Raw genomic sequence first — 23,979 nt, 5'->3', positions numbered from 1 at the left:
AATCTCCTATTTCCAACTTAGAGTAGTCATTTGTGATCTTGTCAGCCTATCAACTCGTAAGCGTCTAATAATTAACAAATCGCCGAGTGAAAGTAATGAAAAAGATTGGCCTGTATCTTTTTACAAACGACTTAAGAATCAACGACAATGCGCTACTTTACCAAGCAAGCCAAATCGTCGATCAGCTCGTTTGTGTCTTCGTCGAACCGAATCTGTCTCACTACTCTTCACAGTTCGCCCAAGAACAACAATATGGCGCTCACCGCACAGCTTTCATTTCACAATCGATAAGCGATCTTAAAGCTAACCTGAGCGACCTAGAACAAACACTCATCGTCCTTAAACAAGACCAATCCCAAAGTGATAACGTTAAAGACTCGCTCAACGACATTATCTTTGATCTAAACGTCAACCACCTCTTTGCGAATGCTCATTGTGGTTACGACGAGCAACAACTGGTGCAATCAACGTTGGCTGACTGCCCGAACTTAACTGCGATTCAATCTCATAACTCGACTCTGTTTGAGTTCGATGACTGCCCTTTTACGTTAGACAAATTACCCCGCTCGTTTACCAAATTCAGAAAACTCATCGAACACTTGTCTGTCGATACACAAAGTTTGACCATAACTACGTTACCACCAGCACCAGACCTAACAAAAACGTCACACTGTCACTCAACAGCCTCCCTTTTTATGACGGATGATTTGGCGAGCGAGCTGAGCTTCAAAGGCGGTGAAACATCGGGGTTAGTACATCTCGACCACTACTTCTCACACGATTACGCGAGCCGCTATAAACAGACAAGAAATGCATTGGACGGCATCGAGAACTCGACTAAGTTTTCACCGTGGCTCGCATCAGGTTGTGTCTCACCAAAAACAATCTGCAGACACCTCACGCGATTTGAGTCGCATCATGGTTCCAATGATTCAACCTACTGGATCTATTTCGAGCTGTTATGGCGAGAGTATTTTTATTGGAAGAGCATGTCGTTGACGTCATCTCTCTTTACGGGCTTATCTATAAACCCCGTTATAGCAGAGAATAGCAATCAATCGGCAAGCCTTAATTTTGCCAAGTGGAAGAGCGGTAACACCAACTACCCGATTGTCGATGCATGCATGCGCCAGCTTAATGCGACTGGCTACATGTCCAATCGTGGAAGGCAGTTAGCCGCAAGTTGTTTGATTTACGAGCTGGGCGTCGACTGGCGACACGGTGCAGCCTATTTCGAAAGCCAGCTTGTCGACTATGACGTGGCATCTAACTGGGGGAATTGGGCGTATATCGCTGGGGCTCTCAATCAACCAGCCCGCAACAATCAAACTAAAAACCAATCACAACCTAAATCACGCCATTTTGATTTAACTAAGCAGACTGAAATGTACGACCCAGACCATGCCTTCATCAATCAATGGACAGGCGGTAACGCAGTCTCAACAAACCTCACGAACCAGGACGCATTATGAAATTTAAAACGGTACGACTTGTATTAGGAGACCAGCTAAACATAGAGCACTCATGGTTTCAACAAGTTGACGATGACGTTATTTACATCATTGCTGAGCTCAAACAAGAAACGGATTATGTTGCATCTCACGTTCAAAAAGTGGCCGCGTTTTTCTGTGCGATGGGTTGCTTCGCTAACGAACTCAAAGAACAAGGTCATCAAGTACTGCACCTTACTCTTGACGACACAACGCAATTTGAAAACCTAGACACACTTCTAAAGCACTATGTACACGAATTCGGCGCAGAGAAATTCGAATATCAAAGGCCAGATGAATATCGCCTTTTAGAGCAGATGAACAAGCTCAAGCTCACCAATGCGACCAAAGGTTGTTGTGATACAGAACACTTCCTCTTTCCATTCGAGGAGATCGAACAACAGTTTCCGAAAGACAAACACATCATGATGGAACACTTCTATCGCCGAATGAGAAAGCGTTTCGACATTTTGCTAGAAGACGGAAAGCCCGTTGGCGGCAAATGGAATTACGACGCGAACAATCGAAAGAAACTCAAGAAACAAGACATCGAAAACCTGCCTCAGCCTTTGATGTTTACCAATGACATAACCGACATTTTGCAGCGTATCGAGCGCCACCAAGTGCAAACCATTGGTCAAGTCGGTAGCCAGTTATTATGGCCGGTGAACCGCGCACAAAGTTTGTCTCTGCTCGCTCATTTCTGCCAAGTTTGCTTACCGTTATTTGGGCAGTTTCAAGATGCGATGACTACAGAGCACGACTCTAAATGGAGCTTGTACCATAGCCGTATCTCGTTCTCCCTGAACAGTAAACTGCTGAGCCCTAAAGAAGTGATTGATGCAGCACTGTCGGCCTACCAAGCATCCAGTCATCGAGACTGTTCACCAGATAAAGCAAGCATCGACATTGCACAGGTCGAAGGGTTTGTACGCCAAATACTGGGCTGGCGAGAATACATACGCGCCGTCTATTGGGCGAATATGCCTGCTTACGCCAATAAAAATCATTACTCCGCAAACAATAACCTGCCCCATTACTTTTGGGACGGACAGACCAATATGAACTGCATGAAGCATGCGATTGACCAGTCTCTTGAGTTTGCTTACGCGCACCACATCCAAAGGTTAATGATCACTGGCAACTTCTGTTTAATCACAGGCATAGACCCTGACCAAGTAGACAGTTGGTACCTCGGTATTTACGTCGACGCAATTGAGTGGGTTGAAATGCCAAATACGCGAGGTATGGCACTGTTTGCAGATGGCGGGATCGTCGGAACCAAACCATACTCTGCCAGCGGTTCCTATATCAACCGCATGAGCGACTACTGCAAAGGCTGTCACTACAAGATAAAAGAACGCAGCGGTGAACAATCTTGCCCTTTCAATAGCTTGTATTGGCGCTTTATGAACCAGCACCGCGATGCGTTAAACCGCAACCCACGCATGGGCATGTTATATCGCTCTTGGGACAACATGGACGAGCAATCACAACAAGCGATTCTCGATACCGCTGAACAACGAATCACAAACTTGGAGAACTTATAATGGTGGAGCAACTCAGATTACACATATTGGTGGTCGGTGGGAGCGGCGGTATTGGTTTCGCTGTGGTTAAACACCTATTATCTGAGCTCTCTCGGTTTGACTTTCTTGATGTGCATGTAGACGCGACTTACCACTCTCAACAGCCGGAACTAGAAAACAATCGCTTGAGCTGGCACAAAGTCGACGCCACCGACGAAGCTGATATTAAGCGCTTGAGTTCTGAGTTTGACCAACTTGATTGGTTGATTAACTGCGTGGGTATGCTCCACACTCCAGATCTTGGACCGGAAAAGAACTTGTCGTCCATCGACCCTGAGTTTTTCCTCAAAAACATCTCTGTGAATACCCTACCCAGCTTGTTATTGGCAAAGCACTTCACGCCGATTCTAAGAACGAGTGACAATCCAAAATTTGCTGTGGTATCCGCAAAGGTGGGCAGTATTTCAGACAACAGATTAGGCGGCTGGTATAGCTATCGCTCATCGAAAGCAGCCCTTAACATGTTCATCAAAACCATGTCGATCGAATGGCAACGTACCATAAAGAAAGGCACTGTGTTGGCTTTGCACCCGGGCACAACAGACACGGCTCTGTCGAAGCCTTTTCAGACCAATGTCCCTGAAGGCAAGTTGTTCGAATCTAGCTATGTCGCCCATCAGTTGGTCGATATCATTCGCACTGCCACACCGGACAAAAGTGGGCACTTCTACGCTTACGATGGTGAACAGTTAAATTGGTAGTTAATACCAGTGGCCATCTTTCATGAGTGCAAAAAAGAAAACCCAACAGAAGTGAGGCTCCATTGGGTTGTTTTTTGAAAGAACGCCTCTGTTTTATAAGGCGTTTGCTTTATATCTAGCTAAAGATCAAAGCTGATCATCACGATTACTCAGCCCAGTTGAACTTGCTGTCGTCGACACCTTCTTTCTCTTCTTTCGCACGTTCACGTCGGTGTTGTTCTTCAATTCGCGCAGCGTCTATCTCTTGCATAATGGCTTCGATATCAGCCAAGTCGTCCGTTTCCGTAAACTCACCCGTTAGCTTGCTGTCTGGCTTCAAGTCGCCTTTCTCGTACAGCGCCCACATTTCCTTGGCATACTCGGTTTTCGCCAATTCAGGAGCAAACTGAGCGTAATAATCACGGATGTTATTAATGTCACGAGCCAGCATCCACTCAGCGTTGTTGTTCGCAGAAGCATCAACCGCTTGTGGTAAATCGATAATCACCGGGCCATATTCATCCACCAATACGTTGAACTCAGACAAGTCACCATGGATCAAACCAACACACAGCATTTTAACTACGTAAGTCATCATCACGGCGTGGTCTTCGATCGCTTGCTCTGCTGACATCACCACATCGTTCAAACGTGGTGCAACGTAACCATCATCGTCAGTGACCAGTTCCATAAGCAGTACGCCATCAAAGCAACCATAAGGGACAGGCACACGAACGCCCGCTTCTGCCAGTTTATATAAGGCATCCACTTCGGCACTTTGCCAAACCTTTTCTTGTTGTTCACGACCAAATCCAGAGCCTTTTTCCATCGCTCGAGCACGGCGGCTATTTCGGACTTTTCGGCCTTCACGATACGCGGTCGCTTTTTTAAAGCTGCGTTGGCTAATTTCCTTATATACCTTGGCACAACGGATCGTATCGCCGCAGCGCACAATGTACACCGATGCTTCTTTGCCACTCATGAGTTGGCTTGTCACCTCGTCGACTAAACCATCGTCAACTAAAGGCTGTATTCTTTTAGGTATCTTCATGCCGCCTTTATACATCACTTATCTTACAGATAGAAATATTAACTTGAGAAATGAATGACGAAACGATTAAAGGATCATCAAAATGATGACAAAGGAAGGAAATATTGGAGTTAAGGGCTTTAGATCATGAGGAATGTGCTGATCTGTTCAAGAGTATGAAGACTCAGATTTATTACGACGACAACGTTCAGAACAGTAGATCACGTCATCCCAACAGCGCTGCCACTTTTTACGCCATGCGAAAGGTTTTTGGCAAACAGGACATGTCTTAGTCGGTAAATGGGGTTTCTTGTGCATGGCCGTTTCCTTTTCGATGCGTCCACTTCCTGCGTTTACTAGAGATTCCCTATTGCGTTCGTACCTCACTTTAGGGAATGACGAAGGTAATGCGAACAAAGCCTAGTTATCCATGACGTTCGTTCCTGACTTTAGAGAATGACGAAGTTAATGCGAACAAATCTAGATTCCCTATTACGTTCGTGCCTCACTTTAGGGAATGACGAAGGCAATACGAACAAAGTTAGATTCTCTATTAGGTTCATTCCTCGCTTTAGGGAATGACGGAGGTAATACGAACAAAACCTAGTTCTCTATGACGTTCGTTCCTGACTTTAAGGGGTGACGGCGTAGTGATTGATGACAACTCCCGACTCCGTCATCCTCGAGAAGGAGGAACGACTGAGTCGGGGATCTGCTTCATCTAGCTCTGTTTCTATTTCTACACTGATGGAATATAGCTAGAACCTAAGCGACAACCTTGTACTGCTTCTCCATCTCACTCACACCTAAACCAGAGTGTTTTGTTACTTTAAGCTGAACAGGCACTCGCTCTTTCAATGCTTCAACGTGACTGATGACACCAATCATCTTGCCTGATGCATTCAAGTTATCGAGCGCATTGAGGGCAATGTCCAATGTGTCACTATCCAGCGTGCCGAAACCTTCATCTAAGAATAGAGAATCAATACTGGTTTTGTAGCTCACAAGATCAGAAAGCGCTAATGCCAACGCCAAGCTCACCAAGAAGCTTTCGCCACCTGATAACGTCTTGGTGTCACGCATAACATCGCCCTGCCAAGTGTCGAGCACTTGCAGTTCTAAACCATCGTCGGCTTTACGTTTTAGCTCGTAACGACCATGCAAACGTTGTAGCTGCTTGTTCGCAAGGTACACCAAGTTTTCCAACGTTAAACCTTGGGCAAACTTACGGAATTTATCGCCGTTCTTAGAGCCGATAAGTGAGTTCAGACGTGAGATATCATCAAACTCGACTTGTTGCTCATCGATCTGCTTGAACAGATCTTGCTGATTGGCGCGGTTCTGGCTATCCGTTTCAAGATTGGCAGAAATTGCACCGATCTTTGTCGCATGGCTTTGTTGTGCGTTTTGACACTCAGTCGTCGCTTCTTCAACTTGCTGTTGGTCTTGCTCTTGCCATGCTTTCGCATTTTCGTGGTTTTGTAGATCCACTTGCGCCGCTTTGGCGGTATTCAACCTTGCTTGTGCACTGACAATCGCTTCGTCTAAAGACTTCTTCAGGCTTTGAAGTTGAGTTCTAACCTCTTCATCCAACAACGCCGCTTCAAAATTAGCCTCATCTTCGAATGGGCTCGTTTTCAGTGCTTCTAACCAAGCATTCGACGCTTGTGTGTAGCTGGATTGCTTACTGACTAACTCGTCCGAGAAACCAGTGTGTTTGGTTTGCTCGGTTCGATGTTCCAGTTCGCTGCGGTTAAGCACTAACTGAGCGGCATCAAATGCACTTACCGCTTCAGTGACTTTTTGCTTCATCGCATTGCTGGTGGCTTGAATGTCTTTGTCACCAAACAACTCTGTTCTTTCAGCCGTTACACGAGTGAGTTCTGACACTAAAGACTCATGCTCTTGCGTCAGTGTCGTGAGCTCTTTCTCAACACTGCTTAGCTTGTCATCTAAGGTTTTCAATTCGGCATTTTGAGTAATCCGTTGCTTCTCAATATCGGCCTGTTGCTGTTTAGTTTGCTGCCATGTGCTTGATGCTTGTGATTTCGCAATAAACCAATCATCAATATGTTCAAGTTCAGGCGCTTCGATAGAAGTTTGAACAATGCTCTCTTTCAAATCGTTCCATTGCTGCTCTTTCGCTTGAGCAATCAGAGCCACTTGTTCGTTTGTGACTTGGTTTTGCTTATTCAAATCAGCTAAGCGTTGCTCGGCCAACTCGAGATTAGATTGCGCCTTGTCAGCCATAACACTTACCGACAAGCGTTGTTTCTCAGCTTCGGCGTAATGCGCTTTAGCATCGCCCAACGCTTTGAGTTGCTGTGCGCTGTGACTTAGTTGAAGTTCACACTGCTGAGCAAAGGTCGCGACTGTAGCTTCATTGCCTAAATCGTTAATCGTTAGCAGTGCCAGTTCAGGAGCTGTGCCAACGAAATCCGATAAGCTCTGTTGGAGCTTGCCGACAACGCCTTGCCAATTCAGCTGAGCTTGTTGAATATCCGCTTGCGCACGTTGAATGTCATCATTAAGCGCCGCAATCATAGGGGCAAGAGAATCTAACTGCTGACGATGCTCTTGGCCTTCTTTTTTGATAGCCGTTAGCTCTAGGTTTTCCCTATCTTTTTGAACAACCAAATTTGCAATGTCTTGCGACTGTTCAATCGAATGGTCTGTTGAACCACATAGTGGGCATTCAGTTCCTGACTCTAGAGCTGCACGATATTTTGCTAATTCACCTTCTTGATCAATCAAACGCGTTAATCGTTCAAGCGAAGTCTCTCTCTCTTTATATCGCTCCACCAGCACTTCACGCTCTTTCGAAAGCTTGTCGACCAACTGGGTGTTGGTTTGATGTGCTTGAGTTTTAGCGTGCAGCTGTTGTTGGGCATTTAGGAAACCACGATTGATCTCGAGTAATGAGTGCGTATTGCGATTCCAAAACTCCAACAGATCTTTTTGCGCATTCAGCACTTGCTCGCTAGTGTTGCCTTGCAATGTTTCCCATTGTTGCTTTGCACTACTCTCTAGCACAACCAACTCAGCTAAAGTTTTATCTTGCTTTGCTTTAGCTTCTTGCGCAGATTTGATGATCGTTTGCTGAGCATCAACCGCAGACAAAGCTTGCTTCGCTGAGTTCAACTGTTCTGAATGCTGACGCTCTAGAGTACGAACTTGCTCGACCTTTGCTTGCCATTGACCTAGGTATTTTTCCAGGTGTTGGTCAGCTTGATGCGTATCTAGGTACTCAGTGCAGAGTTGATCTTGTTTCTTCAGTGCATCTGTTTTTTGGACTAAAACAACCTGTTGATTGCGCTGCTGCGTATGTTGCTCGTTTAGCGTATTCGCTGCATTAACGGCCGCAGTTTGCTTATCTTTGAGTACTGCAATTTGGTTATCGAGCGGACGGACAAGATCGATGATCTTCTCTTGATCTTGTTGCTCACTTTTTACCTGTTCGACAATCGCACTGCTTTGAGTCAGTTTAGTTTGCGCGTCTTGCTTCTCTGCATCACGAACGGCAAGTAACTTGGTGCTGTTATCTAGGTGAGCTTGAGTAGTGTTCACCTCTTGTTCGCAACGCTTTAAATCTTTGTGCATTGGGCGCAGCTTTTCAGCCGGCTCACTGTTTGCTAAGCGCTCTAATGAAGGTTGATTACGGTCTAGTTCATCTTGAGCTGTTTTAAGATCGAGCTCACTGCTCGCTATAGTTTGCTCAGCTTTGGTCACGTCTTTCCACCAGCTTAGATGCGCTTGCCACTCTTTTAATTGCTCGGCTAAACGCTTCTGCTCGGCTTCTAGCGTTTCTCGTTCTGCGGTTAGCTCTTTGATTTGCTCTTCAGACAGTAAGCTCACACCTTCTGCTTTCGCTTTAAGGTAATTAAGTGACTCTTCACTCGACTTAAAATGATCATAGATACGCTCAGAGATCAGGCTATAGACTTCGGTTCCCGTCAGCTCTTCAAGTAGCTCTGCTCGATCGTTAGCATTGGCATTTAAGAACGCCGCAAACTCACCCTGAGACAACATGATCGATTTAGTGAAGCGTGAAAAATCGAGACCTGTTACCTGCTCCACCAACTTGGTTTTCTTGGTCAGCATGGTTTCTAAGACTTTATCGGTGTCAGCATCGGCAAATTCACACGTTGGCGTTTGTAATGCGCCATCGTGTTTTCCACGCGCTCTCTTTTGGTGGAAATTAGATCGGTACGTTTTACCTTGAACTTCAAATTCCAGTTCAGCAAAACACTCCCCCGTGCCACGCGTCATTAATTCGTTGTTGCCTTTGGCAATGCTCTTCAAACGCGGTGTGCGGTGGAACAATGCCAAACAAATCGCATCAAGAATGGTGGTTTTACCCGCCCCTGTTGGGCCAGTAATCGCGAACAAGCCATTTTCCGCAAACGGTGACTGGGTAAAATCGAGCTTCCAACGCCCTTTCAAAGAGTTCAGGTTTTCAAATTCTAGGCTTAAAATCTTCATACTGGTTACTCTTCTACTTTGTTTGGCGCTTGAGCGCTCTCAGACACTTCAACCATCACTTGTTTAAACTTCACCATCATGCGCTCTAAACGCGCTTTTTCAGAATCGGTTTCAAACTCTTCTAAGGCAATACGCTTCGTAAAGACGTCCATCGGGCTCAATTCTGACAGCGTTTCTGCCGACTCTTGCTCTAAAGCTTGGTTACGGCGTTCTCTTGCTCGGCGCAGTTGCAGCACTTCAACGTTCAAACCTTCGGTTAGTGCGCGCATGCGTTCTTGAAGATCCGACAAGTAATCTTGGGCTTGTACTTCTATCGATAACCATACGCTTTGGTCACTATCTAAACCTATGTATTGGTTCAGCTGAGATTCGATCTCGCTCAAGTCGCCTTTGATTTCAGCTAGAGGTTGGAATGTAGGAACAGGCAATTGAGAAATGGTGCGCTCACCTTCAACAAACTCAACAACACACACTTGTTTCTGAGACTTAAGTTCATCAAAGCTCAGTGGGATTGGAGAGCCTGAATAACGGATGTATTCACGCTTTGCCACCACTTGTGGGCGGTGGATATGACCAAGTGCGATATAGTCGGCATCTGGGAAGCCATCAGCGGCGAAACCATCAAGATTGCCGACATAGATATCACGTACCGAATCCGATTGTTGGACGCCCATCGCCGTTAAATGACCAGTAGCGATGATCGGCATGTGCTCGCTGTTTTCAAACGTCGCACGTTTAGCAACCGCCGCATCATAAACACTTTGGTAGTGCTGTTTAATCGCATCACCAAGTTGCTTCTGACGCTCAACACCAGTGACACCTGCCTGACTGGTCAACACATCGCGAGGACGAATAAAAGGAATGGCACAAACCAGCGCTTCTACATCGCCATTCTTGCCTTTTAGTTCGACAACCTGAGTCGCATGATCTTCATTGGTATTAGGAATCACGTCGGCACCCATGTATTTGAGTAACTGTTGCGTCTCTTTAAGCACAGAGACTGAATCGTGATTTCCACCTAATAACACCAATTGGCAGCCGATTTTGTTCGAGTCGACCACGAACTTGTTATACATCTCACGAGCGTAACTCGGCGGTGTACTGGTATCGAAAATGTCGCCAGCAACAATGATCGCGTCGATGTCGTGCTCTGTAACTTGCTCAAGTAACCATTGTAAAAACCGTTCATGTTCATTCTTACGGCTTTTATTGTAGAAGTTTTGGCCAAGGTGCCAATCGGACGTGTGAAGAATCTTCATTGCTGCTCACTGGAAGTCTGTAATACCTTTAATCTACCAAAATAGTCGAGATAATTCCCTTTTATAAGCTTGTGAAAACCAACTAATTTCAGGCTTTGGACCAACTCTGCCGATAGCGTGATCAATTGTTATTTTTGACATAAAAAAACCGCTCAACGTTAGAGCGGTTTTAGGTGTCCATAACTTTAGCTTTAAGCTATTTCACAGAGGTCATTAAAAATTGTACGAAGCGCCCAGAGTTACTGTGCTAAACGCTACATCACGGCTTGCCAATCTATTACCATTCGGGCCGAAGAATTCGATATTTACTGCATCTGCTTGTGAGATCAAACGTAAGGTTAGGTTTTCTACTGGCGTGTATTCAACACCGATACCAAAATGGAAGCCTGCACCAGAATCATCATCAATGTAACTAGAGCCCTTAGAGTTTAGCTCAACGTAGCTAAGGCCTGCGGTTACAAAGGGACGAATCGAGTTATCGAAGGTGTAGCCGAGGTTTGCTGCAACAGAAAGCGATGTTGGTGAAAACACCTTAGTACCAAATGATTCATAGTCAGCATAATCCGTATAACCAAGTTCGATACCTACAATGCGGTTAAACTGATAGCCACCATAAAGGCTGTATCCCATGCTTTCAGCATCTAGACTACCTGCGCCGTCAGTGTCTGAGTCTTGATAAACACCAAGGCCTGCGCCAATGTATGGACCACCCTCAATACCAGCAGCAAATGTAGGAAGTGAAACTAAGCCAACTAGGCCCAATAGAAATGATGATTTAAGCATGAAAATACCCTTTTTTTGTCTGTCCTACAGCAACGTTGACCAACAGCCAATAGTTTCCGACACTATTTAACCTGTTGCGTTACTGTTTAAAATAAATTAAATAAGCAACCCCAAATGAATAATAAAACACTGTTCATTTACGGAGCGAATGAGAAAGTACCACAAGATTTTTAGGTCATCAAACGAACAATCATAGATATTTAATCAAGTCTTATTTATGAGACAGTTGTATTTCCTGCGGAATAACGAGTACTAAATTACGAATAAACCTGATAGTAAACAGGAGCATCATCAACATTAAACTTATTATAATCAGATTGTTATCGAGCCAATTGAATTTTCATCCGATCTCAAAAACAACCTGAATCTTCATACCTAAATATAAAAACTCACCCTGTTTCTCTCTTTATCCAATAACAGATATAAAGAGAAGAACGAGTTTTATTTTGGGAGAGCATTTATTTAGAACAGCCTGCTATTAAAATATATTTCAATTTAATCTATATTATTAACGAGCTTCAGCGAGACTAGCCAAGTAGTTATTCGTTAAATAGAAACCGCTGAACTTCTCAATAAAGTCCGCAGGAACGGTTTTATCGGTCAAGCCAGATTCAATCAGCGCCGCTTGCCACTTCTGTACTTTCGGGAAGCCTTCAAGCATATCAAAACCAGAGCCTTCTTTAATTACTGACGCTCGGTGCAACAGTGGTAGCCAAGCGATGTCGACATTAGAGATATAATCGCCTTTAAAGAAGTCACTGCCACCCAATTTATTCTCGGCCTTTTGGAAGGATTTTTGAAGGCTCGCTAAACGTGTCTCAAAGGTTTCTTTATCTTTACTGCCCATAGTTCCACATTGTGGCATGTAATGTTTGCTTGCCTGATAAGACCAAGCGCGATCTAGTGCTTTTTGCTCGGCAGACACTTCTTCTATCGGCGCATATTTATCATCTAGGTATTCAACAATTGCATCTGACTCAAAAAGAACCGTTTCATTTTCTGTAATCAATACTGGCACTTGTCCGTTTGGCGAAATATCTAGGAACCATTGAGGCTTATTATTTAGCACAATGTATTCAATTTCAAATGGGACATTTTTCATTACCAAAGCACCCATTACACGTTGAACGAATGGGCAGTTTTTAAAGCTAACAAGTTTAATCATGGTGACTCCGAATTAGGTCATTAATTTGTATTTGTACCCCTAAGACGAACGCCAAAACTGAAAGACGAAAAATAATTCTATTTTTTTGGAAATAATTAAATGCGGAGATAACTAAAGGCAGTCACTTTAGATACGCACTTTAAGTAGTCACTTTAGGTAGGAGCTTTAGATCATATGTTTGAATGCCTAATTAAGCGCAGCTAGACGATCAAAGATATTGCAATAGATGCCATGATCACGCCAACGACAAATTCCAACACCTTCCACGCTCTCGGGTTCTTAAACATTGGAGCCAAGAAGCGAGCGCCATATCCAAGTGAGAAGAAGAACACAAACGACGCCGATACGGCACCAGCGCCAAACAACATTTGGTTAGGTTGATATTGAGTTGAGATAGAACCCAGCAATACCACAGTATCCAAATACACATGCGGATTAAGCCAAGTGAACGCCAAACACATCGCAATCGCTTTGGTTAGCGAGTCTTTGGTTTCAGCAGTGGCTTCCAATGCGTGGTTTTCGGTAAATGCTGAACGGAAGCTTAAGAATGAATAGACACCCAAAAAGATAGCACCACCATAACGGGCGAACTGCTCAATTTGTGGGAACTGCTTAACGATTGCGCCAAAGCCCGTCACGCCAAAGCTAATCAGTAAGGCGTCAGAAATGGCACATACAGCGCAAACTGCCAAAACGTGTTGGTTCTTAAGCCCTTGCTTTAAAACAAACGCGTTTTGAGAGCCAATCGCAAGAATCAACGAAAGGCCAAGGGAGAAACCTGCAAAGTAAGTCGACATCTAAGGCTAGCCTCTTAACGCAACTCAATACTCATAAACTGACTGTGCGGGTCCAACACATAATCAGCAAAGGGTTCACAGTATCCGAAGCCAAACTTTTCATATAGGTTACGCGCGGCCTTAAAGTAGTCTTCTGAGCCCGTCTCTAAGCTGATTGTTTGATACTGGCGAGCGGTTGCGGTATCCAATACGTGTTGTAAGAGTTGGCTGGCAACGCCTGACTTTCGAGCAAACTGCGAGGTTCTCATTGATTTGAGTTCAGCGTGTTGGGTATTCAGCTCTTTAATGGCGACACACCCAAGCAGTTGGCTGTCTTTCCAAGCGCTGAAAAAGGTAATCTCTGGTGACTTGAGTCCGTTCAGATCCAGAGCATGCACGCTTTCGGCTGGCGAAGTTGCGTACATATCAGCGAGGTGCTCTTCAAGCAATTCAATGACTTCCCCACCCGATAAGTCATCCAGCTTAATTTCTATTGAAGCTCTGCTTTCCAATGCTGTTCCATTTTCCATTGAATCCTGTGCATTTACTGCTGATATCATTGTCCCAACTCTCCTTGTTTAGTTCGCTTATTTAGCTTGAGTGATTTGGCTTTAATTACTGGCCTACTTTCCTGAATTGTTTCCTTTTCAAGAACTCGGTTTGAATCAGTAAAATTACTGCTTAATCATAAAATTATAAATATCACACTGGGGTTACTTAGATACCATATTTTTCCTATCTAGTCTCGTGATAAAAGTGTGCCGCAAAGCCCGTATGGTCGCAGCAGCGAGGGAGCAACACCTGTTTCAGTTAACGAATAAGTAGTCAGAGCAAAGTGAATAGCGATGACACGCGTACTGATGTTGTTGGCAGCTTAAACGTCCCTTTAATCGGTCCCATTTAAACCACCATAAGTTAGAAAATAAAACGCTTTCATTGATCGAATATTTGATTGCGATTTCCCAATTTCGGTATATGATGCGCCACCCTAATTTTTCAGCTTATGCTGCAGGCAAATATGTCCGCCAACGCACTCTATACCGACCTATCCGGTTACTATGATTTAATGTGTGTAGATATTGACTACCAAGCGCAAAGTAACTGCGTACGTAGACTCCATCAAATCTTTGGAAATGAAGGAAAAACACACCTCGATTTAGCTTGTGGCACTGGCCCACACGTTCGTCATTTTATTGATTTCGGTTACCAAAGCGGTGGCCTAGATCTTAACAAGCCGATGTTAGACATCGCTGAAGTTCGCTGCCCGGAAGCCAAGTTCTCAGTACAAAACATGAGTAACTTTGAGGTCACTGAACCACTCGATCTTATTACTTGCTTCCTGTATTCCATCCATTACAACGATGGCCTAGAGAAGCTTAAAGAGTGTATCGAAAGTGTGCATCGCGCGTTAAAGCCAGAAGGTATTTTCTGTTTTAACGTGGTTGATAAAGACAAGATCAGCAACGACCTGTTTGTTAGACACACAACAAACCAAGACAAAGACGATTTCACGTTCCGTTCTGGTTGGTATTACTCTGGTCAGGGTGATAAGCAAGCGCTAAAGCTTAGTATCGAGAAGACGACTGCTGGTGAAACTCAAGTGTGGAATGATGAACACCCGATGGTGGCATTCTCGTTTAAGGAGTTAATCGAGATATTGAAGCCCTATTTCGAGGTTAATATCTTCGAGCACGATTACGATAAGCTGATTCCTTGGGATACTCAGTCCGGTAATGCGCTGATCACATGTGTCAAAATCTAGATAAATAGATAAACGGCGAGTTAAGCCAAACCTATAGATCAAAAAAGAACCCACACTCGCCGTTCTCCTTATAGAGCATCAGCCAGTGTGGGTTCTTTTGTATCAAGCTATCAGTTACTTAACTCTCGATTAGAAGTCCGCTGTCATACCTACGTAGTAAGTACGTGGCTCTTCAACATAACCCATGCTCTCTAACTCTTGTGATACCGCTTCGTCAGTTAAGTTCGTGATACCTGCACGCAGTCGTACTGAAGCATTCACGTTGTAGACAGCACCTAGGTTCAGCGTTGTGTAAGCGTCTTGAGTTAGGTCGCTTTCGATCTGACGTTCACCACGGTAACGCGCACTCACGAAGGTACTTAGATCGTAAGTTGGGCTCCAGTTCAGTTTAACTAAACCCGAGTGCTTGTAACGCTCAAGTAATTCTTCACCAGTAGACTTATCTTCAGTGTCTAAGAATGTGTAATTACCAGACAAGCCCCATTCATCAGTAATTTGGAATTGGCCAGTAAGCTCAGCACCTTGAACTACAGCCTCTGAAACATTTGTATAAGTACGCTTACCATTCACATAATCGTTTGGTCCAGGACCAACTCGACAACCGCTACCCGATTCAAACACTCCACCGTTCTCACAGTATGTTTCATCACGATCAATTAGGTCGTTGATTTCATTTCGGAACAAGGCACCTTCAACATTCCAACGAGGTTGGCTATAAATCGCAGCGATCTCATAGTTCAAACTTGTTTCTGGCTTAAGATCTTCATTACCATATAAATCACACACGCCTTTGCAGCTCTCAACTGTGTAGTCTGTCTGGTTTTGAGTCAATGTTGGCGCTTTAAATGCTTTACCCACACCACCCTTGATGATCAGGTCATTCGTTGTTTGATGAACCAAATACACACGAGGGCTGAACTCTTCACCGTACAGTTCATGCTTATCTAAACGACCACCAATGGTTGCCGTTAGTTGATCCGTCATTAGCCATTGGTCTTGTACAAACAGTGCACCTTGGTAGGCTTCTGATGACCCACTCGACAGGTTTTCCTTGTTTGTTAGCTCGCTTAACTGGTAGTCCATACCAAAAGTAATGGTATGACTATCACCAAGGTAAGTCGTCGCTGATGCTTCTACTATTTGTGTTAGCTCTTCAACATCACTGCTGTAGCTTTCGTCAGAATCTGCCGCATCATGGTCAGTCACGTTTTCACGAGAGTAACGCACCTGTGTATCACCCCAACTCCAAAAGCCACTGTGCGTAATCGCTTGGCTCTGACGCACAACTCGCGTGTCAGATTCCATAACAGAAGTTAGGCTTTCAGCTAATGAATCACGTTCATCGTCGCTATAGCCAAAATCAAAGTCGATAGTTTGATTATCAGTAGCATGCCATGACAGACTCGCCAATAAACTTAAAGTATCTCTTTCTTCTAATGCTGTAATATCAGAGCGATTTGTAACAACATCTTGGCCATCAACTTTGTCTGTACGGTAACCGGAATATGGTTGCCATGCGTTACGGCTTGTTTGGTTAACAGAAACTCGCGCGAACAGCTCATCTTCAATCAACGCACCAGAAGTAGTAAAACCAACAGACTGCTCTTGGCCACCGTTGCCATCCATTGGAGATGAAGTGTCCATGCTTAGAGTAGAGCTCCAATCGTTTTCTGGAGCCTTAGTGATGATGTTGATTGTACCGCCCATACCATCTGAACCGTAAAGTGCAGACATTGGGCCACGGATAATTTCAACACGTTCAATTGAATCAGCAGGAATAGTTGATAGGTCGAAGTCGTTACCACGGATGATGGCACTTGCAGAGCTTAAACGACGGCCGTTTACCATGATAAGCGTGTAGTCTGAATCCATACCACGAATAGAGATCATCTGACGGCCAGCACGTGTGCTATCAAAATCAGACTCTACACTCGTTGATTCTGCAACGATGTCAGCCAAGGTAATACCAGGGCTGTCTTCAATGTCTTGCGCGGTGATAACCGACATTGAAGCTGGCGCTTGTTTTAGTGCCATCTCGGTACGAGTTGCCGTAACAACCATTTGTTCATCTGTTGCTTGCGCTTCTTCTTGCGCTAACACGTTAGCTGAAAGTGAGGTACAAATAACAGCGACTGCGATCGAAAGGGGTTTGCGAATCAAAAGAGATCTCTCAGACATGACATTCATTCTTATATGTGATTAGTAATGATAATGGTTTGCATTAAACAACCAGCTACCATTCTTATCAACGAAAGTTTCATACCAAAAATCGATTCTCGTTATTCACCATTCAAATAATGAAAGAGATCTATATTCAACTCGATAGATATTCATAAGTTTCATTCGCCCTGCAGATGAATTATGTATAGAGCTCTTTGAATATATTGCGAACCCAGCGACACATCGGGTCGTTATGAAAGCGCTTATGCCAATATAGATAGACGTCTTCTGATGGGTGGCGCAACGCTTTAGGCACACGTTTACAAACCAGATCTCTTTGCTTAGCGGCTTGTTGAGCAAAAGGTGTCGGTAAATGAAAGATGATGTCGGTTGCTTCAGCCATATCCGGTGCAACGTTAAAATTGGAAAGCTGAATTGGAATGGAGAGTTGGCGCTGCTTATCAATTAAGCCAAGATCTTTAAATCGACTTTCGATCGAGAGCTTCTTATCCCCTTGCAGTGAGATTTGACCAAGTTGGCTATTCAACAAGTCATCAACGGTGATCTCTTTGTCCGCCAAAGGATGGTTTTTACTCATCAACAAACGGTAATCGCGGCTAATCACGAACATTCTATACAAATTTTGCTCTGAACTTAACGGCTCATGGGTCGACAACACAAAGTGCGCATCACCGGATAACAAAGGCTCAAAGTGTCGTTTAGGGATCGAGTCGATATCAACAATCATGTTCGGCGCTTGTTGGCGTATCTCCGCAATTACCTTCGGCAACAAGTGCGCGACATTAGGCACTAAACCAAAGAAGCGAACCGTACTGTCACTACTTTGCGGCTCGAATACATCGCCATGCACCAGCTTTTCTAAACGTGTCAGAACCGAGTTGAGATCTTGCTTAATGGCTTCTGCTTTTGGCGTTAACTCATAGCCATAAGCCGCTCGCACCAGTAGGTCATCATTGAAAACGGTACGCAGTTTTTGCAGAGATCGGCTCACCGTAGGTTGGCTCATATCCAGTGCCAATGCCGTGTTGGAAACGTGCTTCTCTTCAAGAAGGTGTTTAAGAATAACGAGTAGATTGAGGTCGACTTGAGCAAGATTCATTATGCAAATATTAACAATATAGAAAATTCAATGAGCGCATAGTGCTATTTCTTAACAAGTAATACAATTGATAATCACTCCTATTTTGATCTAGAGCAATATGCAGAGCAGAGTTTAAGGTTAGGTGGGTTATAAAGCTCTAAGTCAGAAATGTTTAAACATAAAAAAGAGAGGCACTGTGGCCTCTCTTTGATTGTCTACTTTATATTTCTAACGTTGAGCTATCAGACTACAACTTAGTCCAAGCATCTTGCCAGTATTGGCTATCCGCTGGAGCGTAAGACGCGCTTGCACACCATGCTGTGTATGGCCAAGGCTTACATTCGTACAAGCCATTATCGCTGCCGACCACAATGTCACCCGCTGCGTAGTTGGTACCCGCTTCATACGGAGGGTAATCACCTGGAGGAGGTGTTGTACCACCACCGTCTTTAACAGCGAACGAATCGTTTACCATCACCATTTCACCGTCAGATGCTTTACCGACCACTTCAAGTGCATATTGCCCTTCCGCTACATCGTACAAGTCGATGGTAATAGCGCGGCTGTCCGTAACGTTAACCTTAGCTTGCTCAACCACAGTACCTGCACTGTTGATCACCATAGCGGTAACATCTAAGGCTTCATTTGATGTCAGTGTCAGATCTAAACGTACATTGCCGTTATCTGGCGCATATTCTGATTGAAGCCCTGAAACTGAAAGCTCTAAGTCGCCGCCCGGATCTGGGTTACCACCACAAGAAGAATCTGAAACTTTTCTCCAAACGCCCCACTCACCTGTTGTTCCTGGTTCTTCGCCACGAGTGTACCAACCTGCTCCCCACGTTGAACCGTCATGAGATACTTGGTCACCTTCAACATAAACGGTGTCTGCATCCCATGCCGCAGCACAGTTAGAACCATCAGTCACAGACACCTTACGGTCAGCGGTTACAGTTTGGTTTGCGCTGTCTGTTACGCTATACACAAGTGTGTAGTTGCCGATTTCATTTACATCGACACTGCCAGTGTGTGTAATAGTGCTTGTCAGGTCGCCATCTTCAGCATCATTTGCCGTCACGCCTGCCATAGCATCAAACGCAGTTCCCAACACAACAGTCGTGTCAGACACACCATTAAATACCGGCTTCTGGCTGTAAACCTCTACCGTTCTCGCTTTAGTGGTTTCGTTGTTATCGCTGTCTTTCACTCGGTAAGTTAAAACGTAAGTGCCAATAACACTGGTTTCAACGTAACCTTCAACATCGATTGATGACGTTAGATCGCCGTCTTCTTTGTCTGTTGCCGTTACGCCATCCATAGGATCAAATGTTGTTCCGTGAAGAACACGCGTATTTTCGATACCTTTAAGAACTGGCTCACCCTCGACTGGTGGTGGCGTTACTTGACCGTGTACAAACGGGCCGTAGTCTTTAATGAACTGCTCGTTGTATTGTTGGCCGTTTTTGTTAGTGCCCATGTCCCAGTTGATAGACCAAGTCATCACACCACGTAGCGGTTGGCCTTGTGCCGTTAGGCTATCAAATGCGTCGTATAAATCTTGTGGCTCTTGCACAAAACCTGTCGCTGCGGCATCGATACTTGAAGGAATACCAAACACGAGCTTGTCATGTGGGATCTTGTGGAAGCCACGCGTTCCGTTGATAAGAGAGTCAGAAATGTAGTAGATAAACTCTTCTTTTAACGCATCGTTATTTTGAGCAATCCAACCCACACCTTCCACCCAGATACCATCGCCACCTTGGTTGTAAAATTGTGGGTTAATCCAGTCGTAGTAGCCTTCTAGATTATCGATATAAGAAACGTACTTACCGCCTGTCGTTAGATACGGGAACTCAGGCGCCATTGTAATAAGGAAGTTTTTACCTTCTGCGCGGTAGTGGTCTTTTACCAACTTAAGTGCATCAGGAATCACGGTTTGGTTGTTTGCGGCGGTTACGGCTGCTTGTTCAAGGTCGATATCTAGACCATCGAAACCGTAACGCTCGGTAAGACGGATAATCTCATCAGCAAAGGCTCTTTCATCACCGGTTTCTAGCTCTACGTGTGCATCAGCACCACCCAAAGCCAACAGTACAGAACGACCTTGCTTGTTGAGTTCAGAGATTTGGTCAATAAATTGTTCTTCTGAAAGCCCAATAGTTGGGTCCAGTTTAAAAGTTGGGATTCGACCATCAGCCACATCGTAAACCTTCATGAATGACACATTCACGATGTTGTACATTGGGTTCACTTCATCCAGCGTTACACATGGCGCATTACCACCTTGGTAGCCGCCACCGTCACACCAGTTATGCCAATAGCCAACCACGACGCCAGAGTCTGGATTCGTCATATCTGAACCATTCGCATAAACAGCGCCAGACATAGCCGCCATGCCGACCGATACTGCTAATTGTAGAGCTTTACGTTTCAACATTAGTCCCACTTCCTTACTTAACAGCTGTGCCAATCACAACCGAACCAATTCATTGTAATCATGAATATTTATAGAGAAGTAATGGAATTTATAGGAAAAGATGACCTTTGATTTAACTTGTGATTTTAAGTCACAGATTGAATATCAGAATCAATATGATTTTGACTTTTCATTCAAATTGAAATGCTAAAACAGTGACTTGTATAACCTTTTGATTAGCATTACGCTCGAAAAATTCACCAGAGAAATAAATTCAAGCTCGTTACAAGTTATTTGTCAATATTGAGACTCAGATCATAAATCTTATATGGTACGAATGGATATCACCTCAAATATAAACAATAAAAGCAAACTACACTGCTTTTTTGGCAGAAGATCACAAAAATATCGAATTTCACACGCAACTCGAATGAATATGCACAGTGTGGCATTTGACAGTTTTGTTATTCATCAAGTATCATTTTCTCGCTAGGTAAGGCTTTGAATCAAGGTCACCAACGTCGCACTGACACACTAAATAACTAACAATAATGCTACAAAAAATATGACATACTATTTCAATAAGGTACCAGGTACGATATGATTGCACTCATAGAAAATTCAAACATTGAGGTTGCTTTGAGTCGTATCACCAAACAGCAAAAAGAAGAAAATTACCAAAAACTAAATTCTGTTATTTTGGACATCTTCTTGACCGAAGGCTGGGGCAAAGTTACATACGATCGTATCTCAAAAATTACTGGGCTTCGTAAAAGTACATTACAAGGCTACTACCCTAGTAATAATGATTTTTTAGTCGCCCTCAAAGGAAATTTAAAAAGTTTAATGCTTGAAGAACTTGACCTAACGAGCAAAGAGAGTTTGTTGGATTCGTGGGATAGAGCTCTTGAAAAGATGGAATTCAGTTTCATTGTTCAAATGCTTATATCGCATTGTATTTCAAGTGAGCCCACGCCAATTGCTAATCAAGCAATGGAAAGCTTCCATAAAACAATTACTCACGCCCTTCCCGATGATGACACCAACGAAATAATGGTTCATGTTTTCGGGTTAGCTGTTATAGCCCCAATAAAAGAGACTCTTACAAAAACTGTTTGTTAAAAATAAACAGTTTTACTATCAGCCACTTAAATTTATCGAGTTAGCTAGGACGTGTTCGTTGTGCTAAGAACGTAGCCTTTTAATACACACTTTTCGGCATAGACGATAACCTAATGGTTATGTTCTCGTCAGTTAACTCGACATATCTCAACTCTCATATTAGTAGTATCTCCACTCCTCTTTAGTCGGTAAATTATCAGTTAATAACTTTCTACTTATTTCACCAAAAAGTATGATTTACCACTTATCTATGTCAACAGCATGTAAAATACTGTTATCCTCTGTCAAGATACTATACGTACCTATTACTTTTTAAAAATTTTGTGCTAATGTTTCATTTATCAACATTATGGAGACAACTATGGCACGTATTAGTAAAGCGCAATGGGAAGAAAATTTCGCCTCTTACAATGCGATCATTCTTGAAATTTTTCTTAACGAAGGCTGGGACAACGTAACTTACGACCGCCTAAGTAAAGAAACAGGATTGAGGAAAAGTACATTACAAGGCTACTACCCTAGTAATGCTGATTTTGAAACCGCGATTCAGGGCAAAGTATTCCCTATTATCCTCAGACATCTCGATTTTTCATCGCGAACTCAACTCATTGATTCTTGGAAACAAGCAATGAGCTCGAATCAATTTAGAATGATCATGCGAATGTTTATCATGCATGCTCATAAGAAAGGCGCCGATGGTAATGGTCGAAATGGTGTGATCACTCTAACGAAGCTCATTTCAGAAAAGCTTCCCGAAGAAGATTCGTTTGCACTAATTCAACTATTATTCGGCTTAACGGTTACCGAGCTAATGGAAATTAACTTTTAATTAACCTCTTATCTTGATGACACTAACAGCTGATATGTAATTGGTGTCTATCAAAAATAAGATGGAGCTCTAACCGATCAAATTTCATAAAAAAAGCAGTGCGACGAATGTCCCACTGCTTTTTTATTTAGCCAACACTAATTTCGTAAACACGGCGACGAGCATCGCTTCATAGTGAGCTCTGCTTAAGCTATCAGTTGAGCGCAACATGCTACAACACTTCTAAGCCGCACAGTTACACGTAACTCTTTAACTGATTTGCTGAAATCAGTCGTATTATTTACCTTCAATTACCAGCTAACAGTCGCACCTAGCGCATAGTTAGTGGCTTGCTGATCAACGACTTTAGTACCGTCATCAACAAGGTTCACTTCAGCATAAACACTTGCCCACTCAACGATTTCGTAACGTGAACCTAGATAAAAGTTATTGATTTCGCCGTCTAAAGTACGTGTATTTGAATCTTGAGAGATGAACTCATAACCAGTGTAACCAAATAGCTTTTCAATGATTTCCATTTGACCGGCGATAGCGAAAGCGTTTTTCTTAACGTCAAGTTGGCTGTTTGAACGGTCTTCAATATCAGTATTGTAGTACGTTGCACCTAGCTTGTAGTCACCCATGTTGAGCTCACCGCTCAGCATAGAGTACAGCTCATCTTTACTGTTTTGAGTCACGTTTGTTGAAGAAGAACCCACACCAGCCGTTAACGTTAGATCAGCAAGGAAATACTGACCGTAAGCTTCCATAATTTCACGGTCTAAGTCACCGGCTTCAGGCCCGTAGTTAACACTTAGAGCAAACACTTCAGTTTCGAATTTGTACTTAAGGCCAAGGTCATGTTGGCTTACCGCATTAAGATTAGCTAAACCACCAAACGCTTCAGAGTAATCAACGCCATTTAGGTCATCAGAAGTTGTTGCATGTTTACCAAACGTTAGCGTACCTAACACTTCGTGTTGTGCGCCTGCATAGTATTTTGATAGGTAAAGATCATCTTCATCTTTATCTTCTTCTGCGTCAAAGTTGATTTCAGCTTCAACCAGTGAAAGTACGCTAGTTGTGTCCGTCACTGAGTAACGCGCATCTACACCAATCTTAGATTCGCCGAACGTATAATCGTTGCTCTCATTGTCGTAGAAAAACGCCCGAGCTTTCACTTCACCATATACATCTAGGTAAGCCGTTTCGTTATTAATAATTTCGTAAGCGTAAGCGGGTGACAGAACAGCCGACGTCGCTAAAGCGAGAATAGTCTTCTTCATTGTTATTTCCAAACTAATAGCTACGCACCATTGCGTACCTAGACCGTAAAATGAATACAAGTGCTGTAT

The 23,979-nt window shown here is 43.7% G+C and carries 18 protein-coding genes; 6 read left to right on the top strand and 12 right to left on the bottom strand.

Annotated elements, in window-relative coordinates; translation table 11 throughout:
- Positions 1-95: 95 nt before the first annotated feature.
- From MSG34_RS13770 to MSG34_RS13760, 3 genes are read left to right on the top strand one after another with little or no spacing between them, the layout of a single operon-like run.
- Positions 96-1,472 (top strand): DASH family cryptochrome, encoded by a 1,377-nt coding sequence (locus tag MSG34_RS13770; protein WP_248337949.1) that lies wholly within the window; start codon positions 96-98, stop codon positions 1,470-1,472.
- Positions 1,469-3,040 (top strand): cryptochrome/photolyase family protein, encoded by a 1,572-nt coding sequence (locus MSG34_RS13765; RefSeq protein WP_248337947.1) that lies wholly within the window; start codon positions 1,469-1,471, stop codon positions 3,038-3,040. The genes MSG34_RS13770 and MSG34_RS13765 overlap by 4 nt, the downstream gene beginning before the upstream one ends.
- Positions 3,040-3,780: an SDR family oxidoreductase gene (locus MSG34_RS13760; protein ID WP_248337945.1), complete on the top strand. Its 741-nt coding sequence runs from the start codon at positions 3,040-3,042 to the stop codon at positions 3,778-3,780. Before MSG34_RS13765 ends, MSG34_RS13760 begins: the two co-directional genes overlap by 1 nt.
- 145 nt (positions 3,781-3,925) lie before the next feature.
- Here MSG34_RS13760 and MSG34_RS13755 read toward each other — a convergent pair whose 3' ends face one another.
- The 8 genes from MSG34_RS13755 to MSG34_RS13720 form a co-directional block, all read right to left on the bottom strand.
- Entirely contained in the window at positions 3,926-4,810 is an 885-nt protein-coding gene (locus tag MSG34_RS13755; RefSeq protein ID WP_081231109.1) for a PA4780 family RIO1-like protein kinase, read from the bottom strand.
- A gap of 147 nt (positions 4,811-4,957) precedes the next feature.
- Positions 4,958-5,107 carry a DUF2256 domain-containing protein gene (locus MSG34_RS13750; RefSeq protein WP_082153984.1) on the bottom strand — a complete coding sequence of 50 codons (150 nt, stop codon included), beginning with the start codon at positions 5,105-5,107 and terminating at the stop codon, positions 4,958-4,960.
- A 447-nt stretch (positions 5,108-5,554) separates the two neighbouring features.
- Positions 5,555-9,271, bottom strand: coding sequence for an AAA family ATPase (locus MSG34_RS13745; protein WP_248337943.1), 3,717 nt, complete (start codon positions 9,269-9,271; stop codon positions 5,555-5,557).
- Between the two features lie 5 nt (positions 9,272-9,276).
- Entirely contained in the window at positions 9,277-10,530 is a 1,254-nt protein-coding gene (sbcD, locus tag MSG34_RS13740; RefSeq protein ID WP_248337941.1) for an exonuclease subunit SbcD, read from the bottom strand.
- Positions 10,531-10,743: 213 nt separating this feature from the next.
- Positions 10,744-11,313 carry a porin family protein gene (locus MSG34_RS13735; protein WP_248337939.1) on the bottom strand — a complete coding sequence of 190 codons (570 nt, stop codon included), beginning with the start codon at positions 11,311-11,313 and terminating at the stop codon, positions 10,744-10,746.
- A 508-nt stretch (positions 11,314-11,821) separates the two neighbouring features.
- A complete protein-coding gene (locus MSG34_RS13730; protein WP_248337937.1) occupies positions 11,822-12,478 on the bottom strand; it encodes a glutathione S-transferase family protein in 657 nt (218 codons plus the stop codon).
- 200 nt (positions 12,479-12,678) lie between these two features.
- Positions 12,679-13,275, bottom strand: coding sequence for a LysE/ArgO family amino acid transporter (locus MSG34_RS13725; protein ID WP_050645216.1), 597 nt, complete (start codon positions 13,273-13,275; stop codon positions 12,679-12,681).
- Between the two features lie 14 nt (positions 13,276-13,289).
- The gene (locus tag MSG34_RS13720; RefSeq protein ID WP_248337936.1) at positions 13,290-13,814 is read right to left on the bottom strand and encodes a GNAT family N-acetyltransferase; all 525 of its coding nucleotides are present in this window, start codon (positions 13,812-13,814) and stop codon (positions 13,290-13,292) included.
- A gap of 458 nt (positions 13,815-14,272) precedes the next feature.
- Here MSG34_RS13720 and MSG34_RS13715 point away from each other — a divergent pair, with 458 nt between their 5' ends.
- Entirely contained in the window at positions 14,273-15,016 is a 744-nt protein-coding gene (locus MSG34_RS13715; RefSeq protein WP_029235856.1) for a class I SAM-dependent methyltransferase, read from the top strand.
- A 129-nt stretch (positions 15,017-15,145) separates the two neighbouring features.
- On the opposite strand, the gene MSG34_RS13710 is transcribed toward MSG34_RS13715, so the two are convergent.
- From MSG34_RS13710 to MSG34_RS13700, 3 genes are all read right to left on the bottom strand, one after another.
- Positions 15,146-17,194 carry a TonB-dependent receptor gene (locus MSG34_RS13710; RefSeq protein ID WP_248337934.1) on the bottom strand — a complete coding sequence of 683 codons (2,049 nt, stop codon included), beginning with the start codon at positions 17,192-17,194 and terminating at the stop codon, positions 15,146-15,148.
- Between the two features lie 181 nt (positions 17,195-17,375).
- Positions 17,376-18,296 carry a LysR family transcriptional regulator gene (locus tag MSG34_RS13705; RefSeq protein ID WP_248337933.1) on the bottom strand — a complete coding sequence of 307 codons (921 nt, stop codon included), beginning with the start codon at positions 18,294-18,296 and terminating at the stop codon, positions 17,376-17,378.
- 229 nt (positions 18,297-18,525) lie between these two features.
- Positions 18,526-20,715 carry an immunoglobulin-like domain-containing protein gene (locus MSG34_RS13700; protein WP_248337932.1) on the bottom strand — a complete coding sequence of 730 codons (2,190 nt, stop codon included), beginning with the start codon at positions 20,713-20,715 and terminating at the stop codon, positions 18,526-18,528.
- A gap of 579 nt (positions 20,716-21,294) precedes the next feature.
- Here MSG34_RS13700 and MSG34_RS13695 point away from each other — a divergent pair.
- Positions 21,295-21,816: a hypothetical protein gene (locus MSG34_RS13695; protein WP_050645222.1), complete on the top strand. Its 522-nt coding sequence runs from the start codon at positions 21,295-21,297 to the stop codon at positions 21,814-21,816.
- Between the two features lie 361 nt (positions 21,817-22,177).
- The gene (locus MSG34_RS13690; protein WP_050645223.1) at positions 22,178-22,645 is read left to right on the top strand and encodes a hypothetical protein; all 468 of its coding nucleotides are present in this window, start codon (positions 22,178-22,180) and stop codon (positions 22,643-22,645) included.
- Between the two features lie 290 nt (positions 22,646-22,935).
- On the opposite strand, the gene MSG34_RS13685 is transcribed toward MSG34_RS13690, so the two are convergent.
- Positions 22,936-23,910 (bottom strand): porin, encoded by a 975-nt coding sequence (locus MSG34_RS13685; RefSeq protein WP_050645224.1) that lies wholly within the window; start codon positions 23,908-23,910, stop codon positions 22,936-22,938.
- Positions 23,911-23,979 lie beyond the last annotated feature (69 nt).

Source organism: Vibrio sp. 1CM2L, assembly GCF_023161695.1.
Classification (GTDB): Bacteria; Pseudomonadota; Gammaproteobacteria; order Enterobacterales; family Vibrionaceae; genus Vibrio; species Vibrio coralliirubri.
Note: the sequence above shows the minus strand (reverse complement) of the source record. Positions and strands in the feature narration are given on the sequence as shown.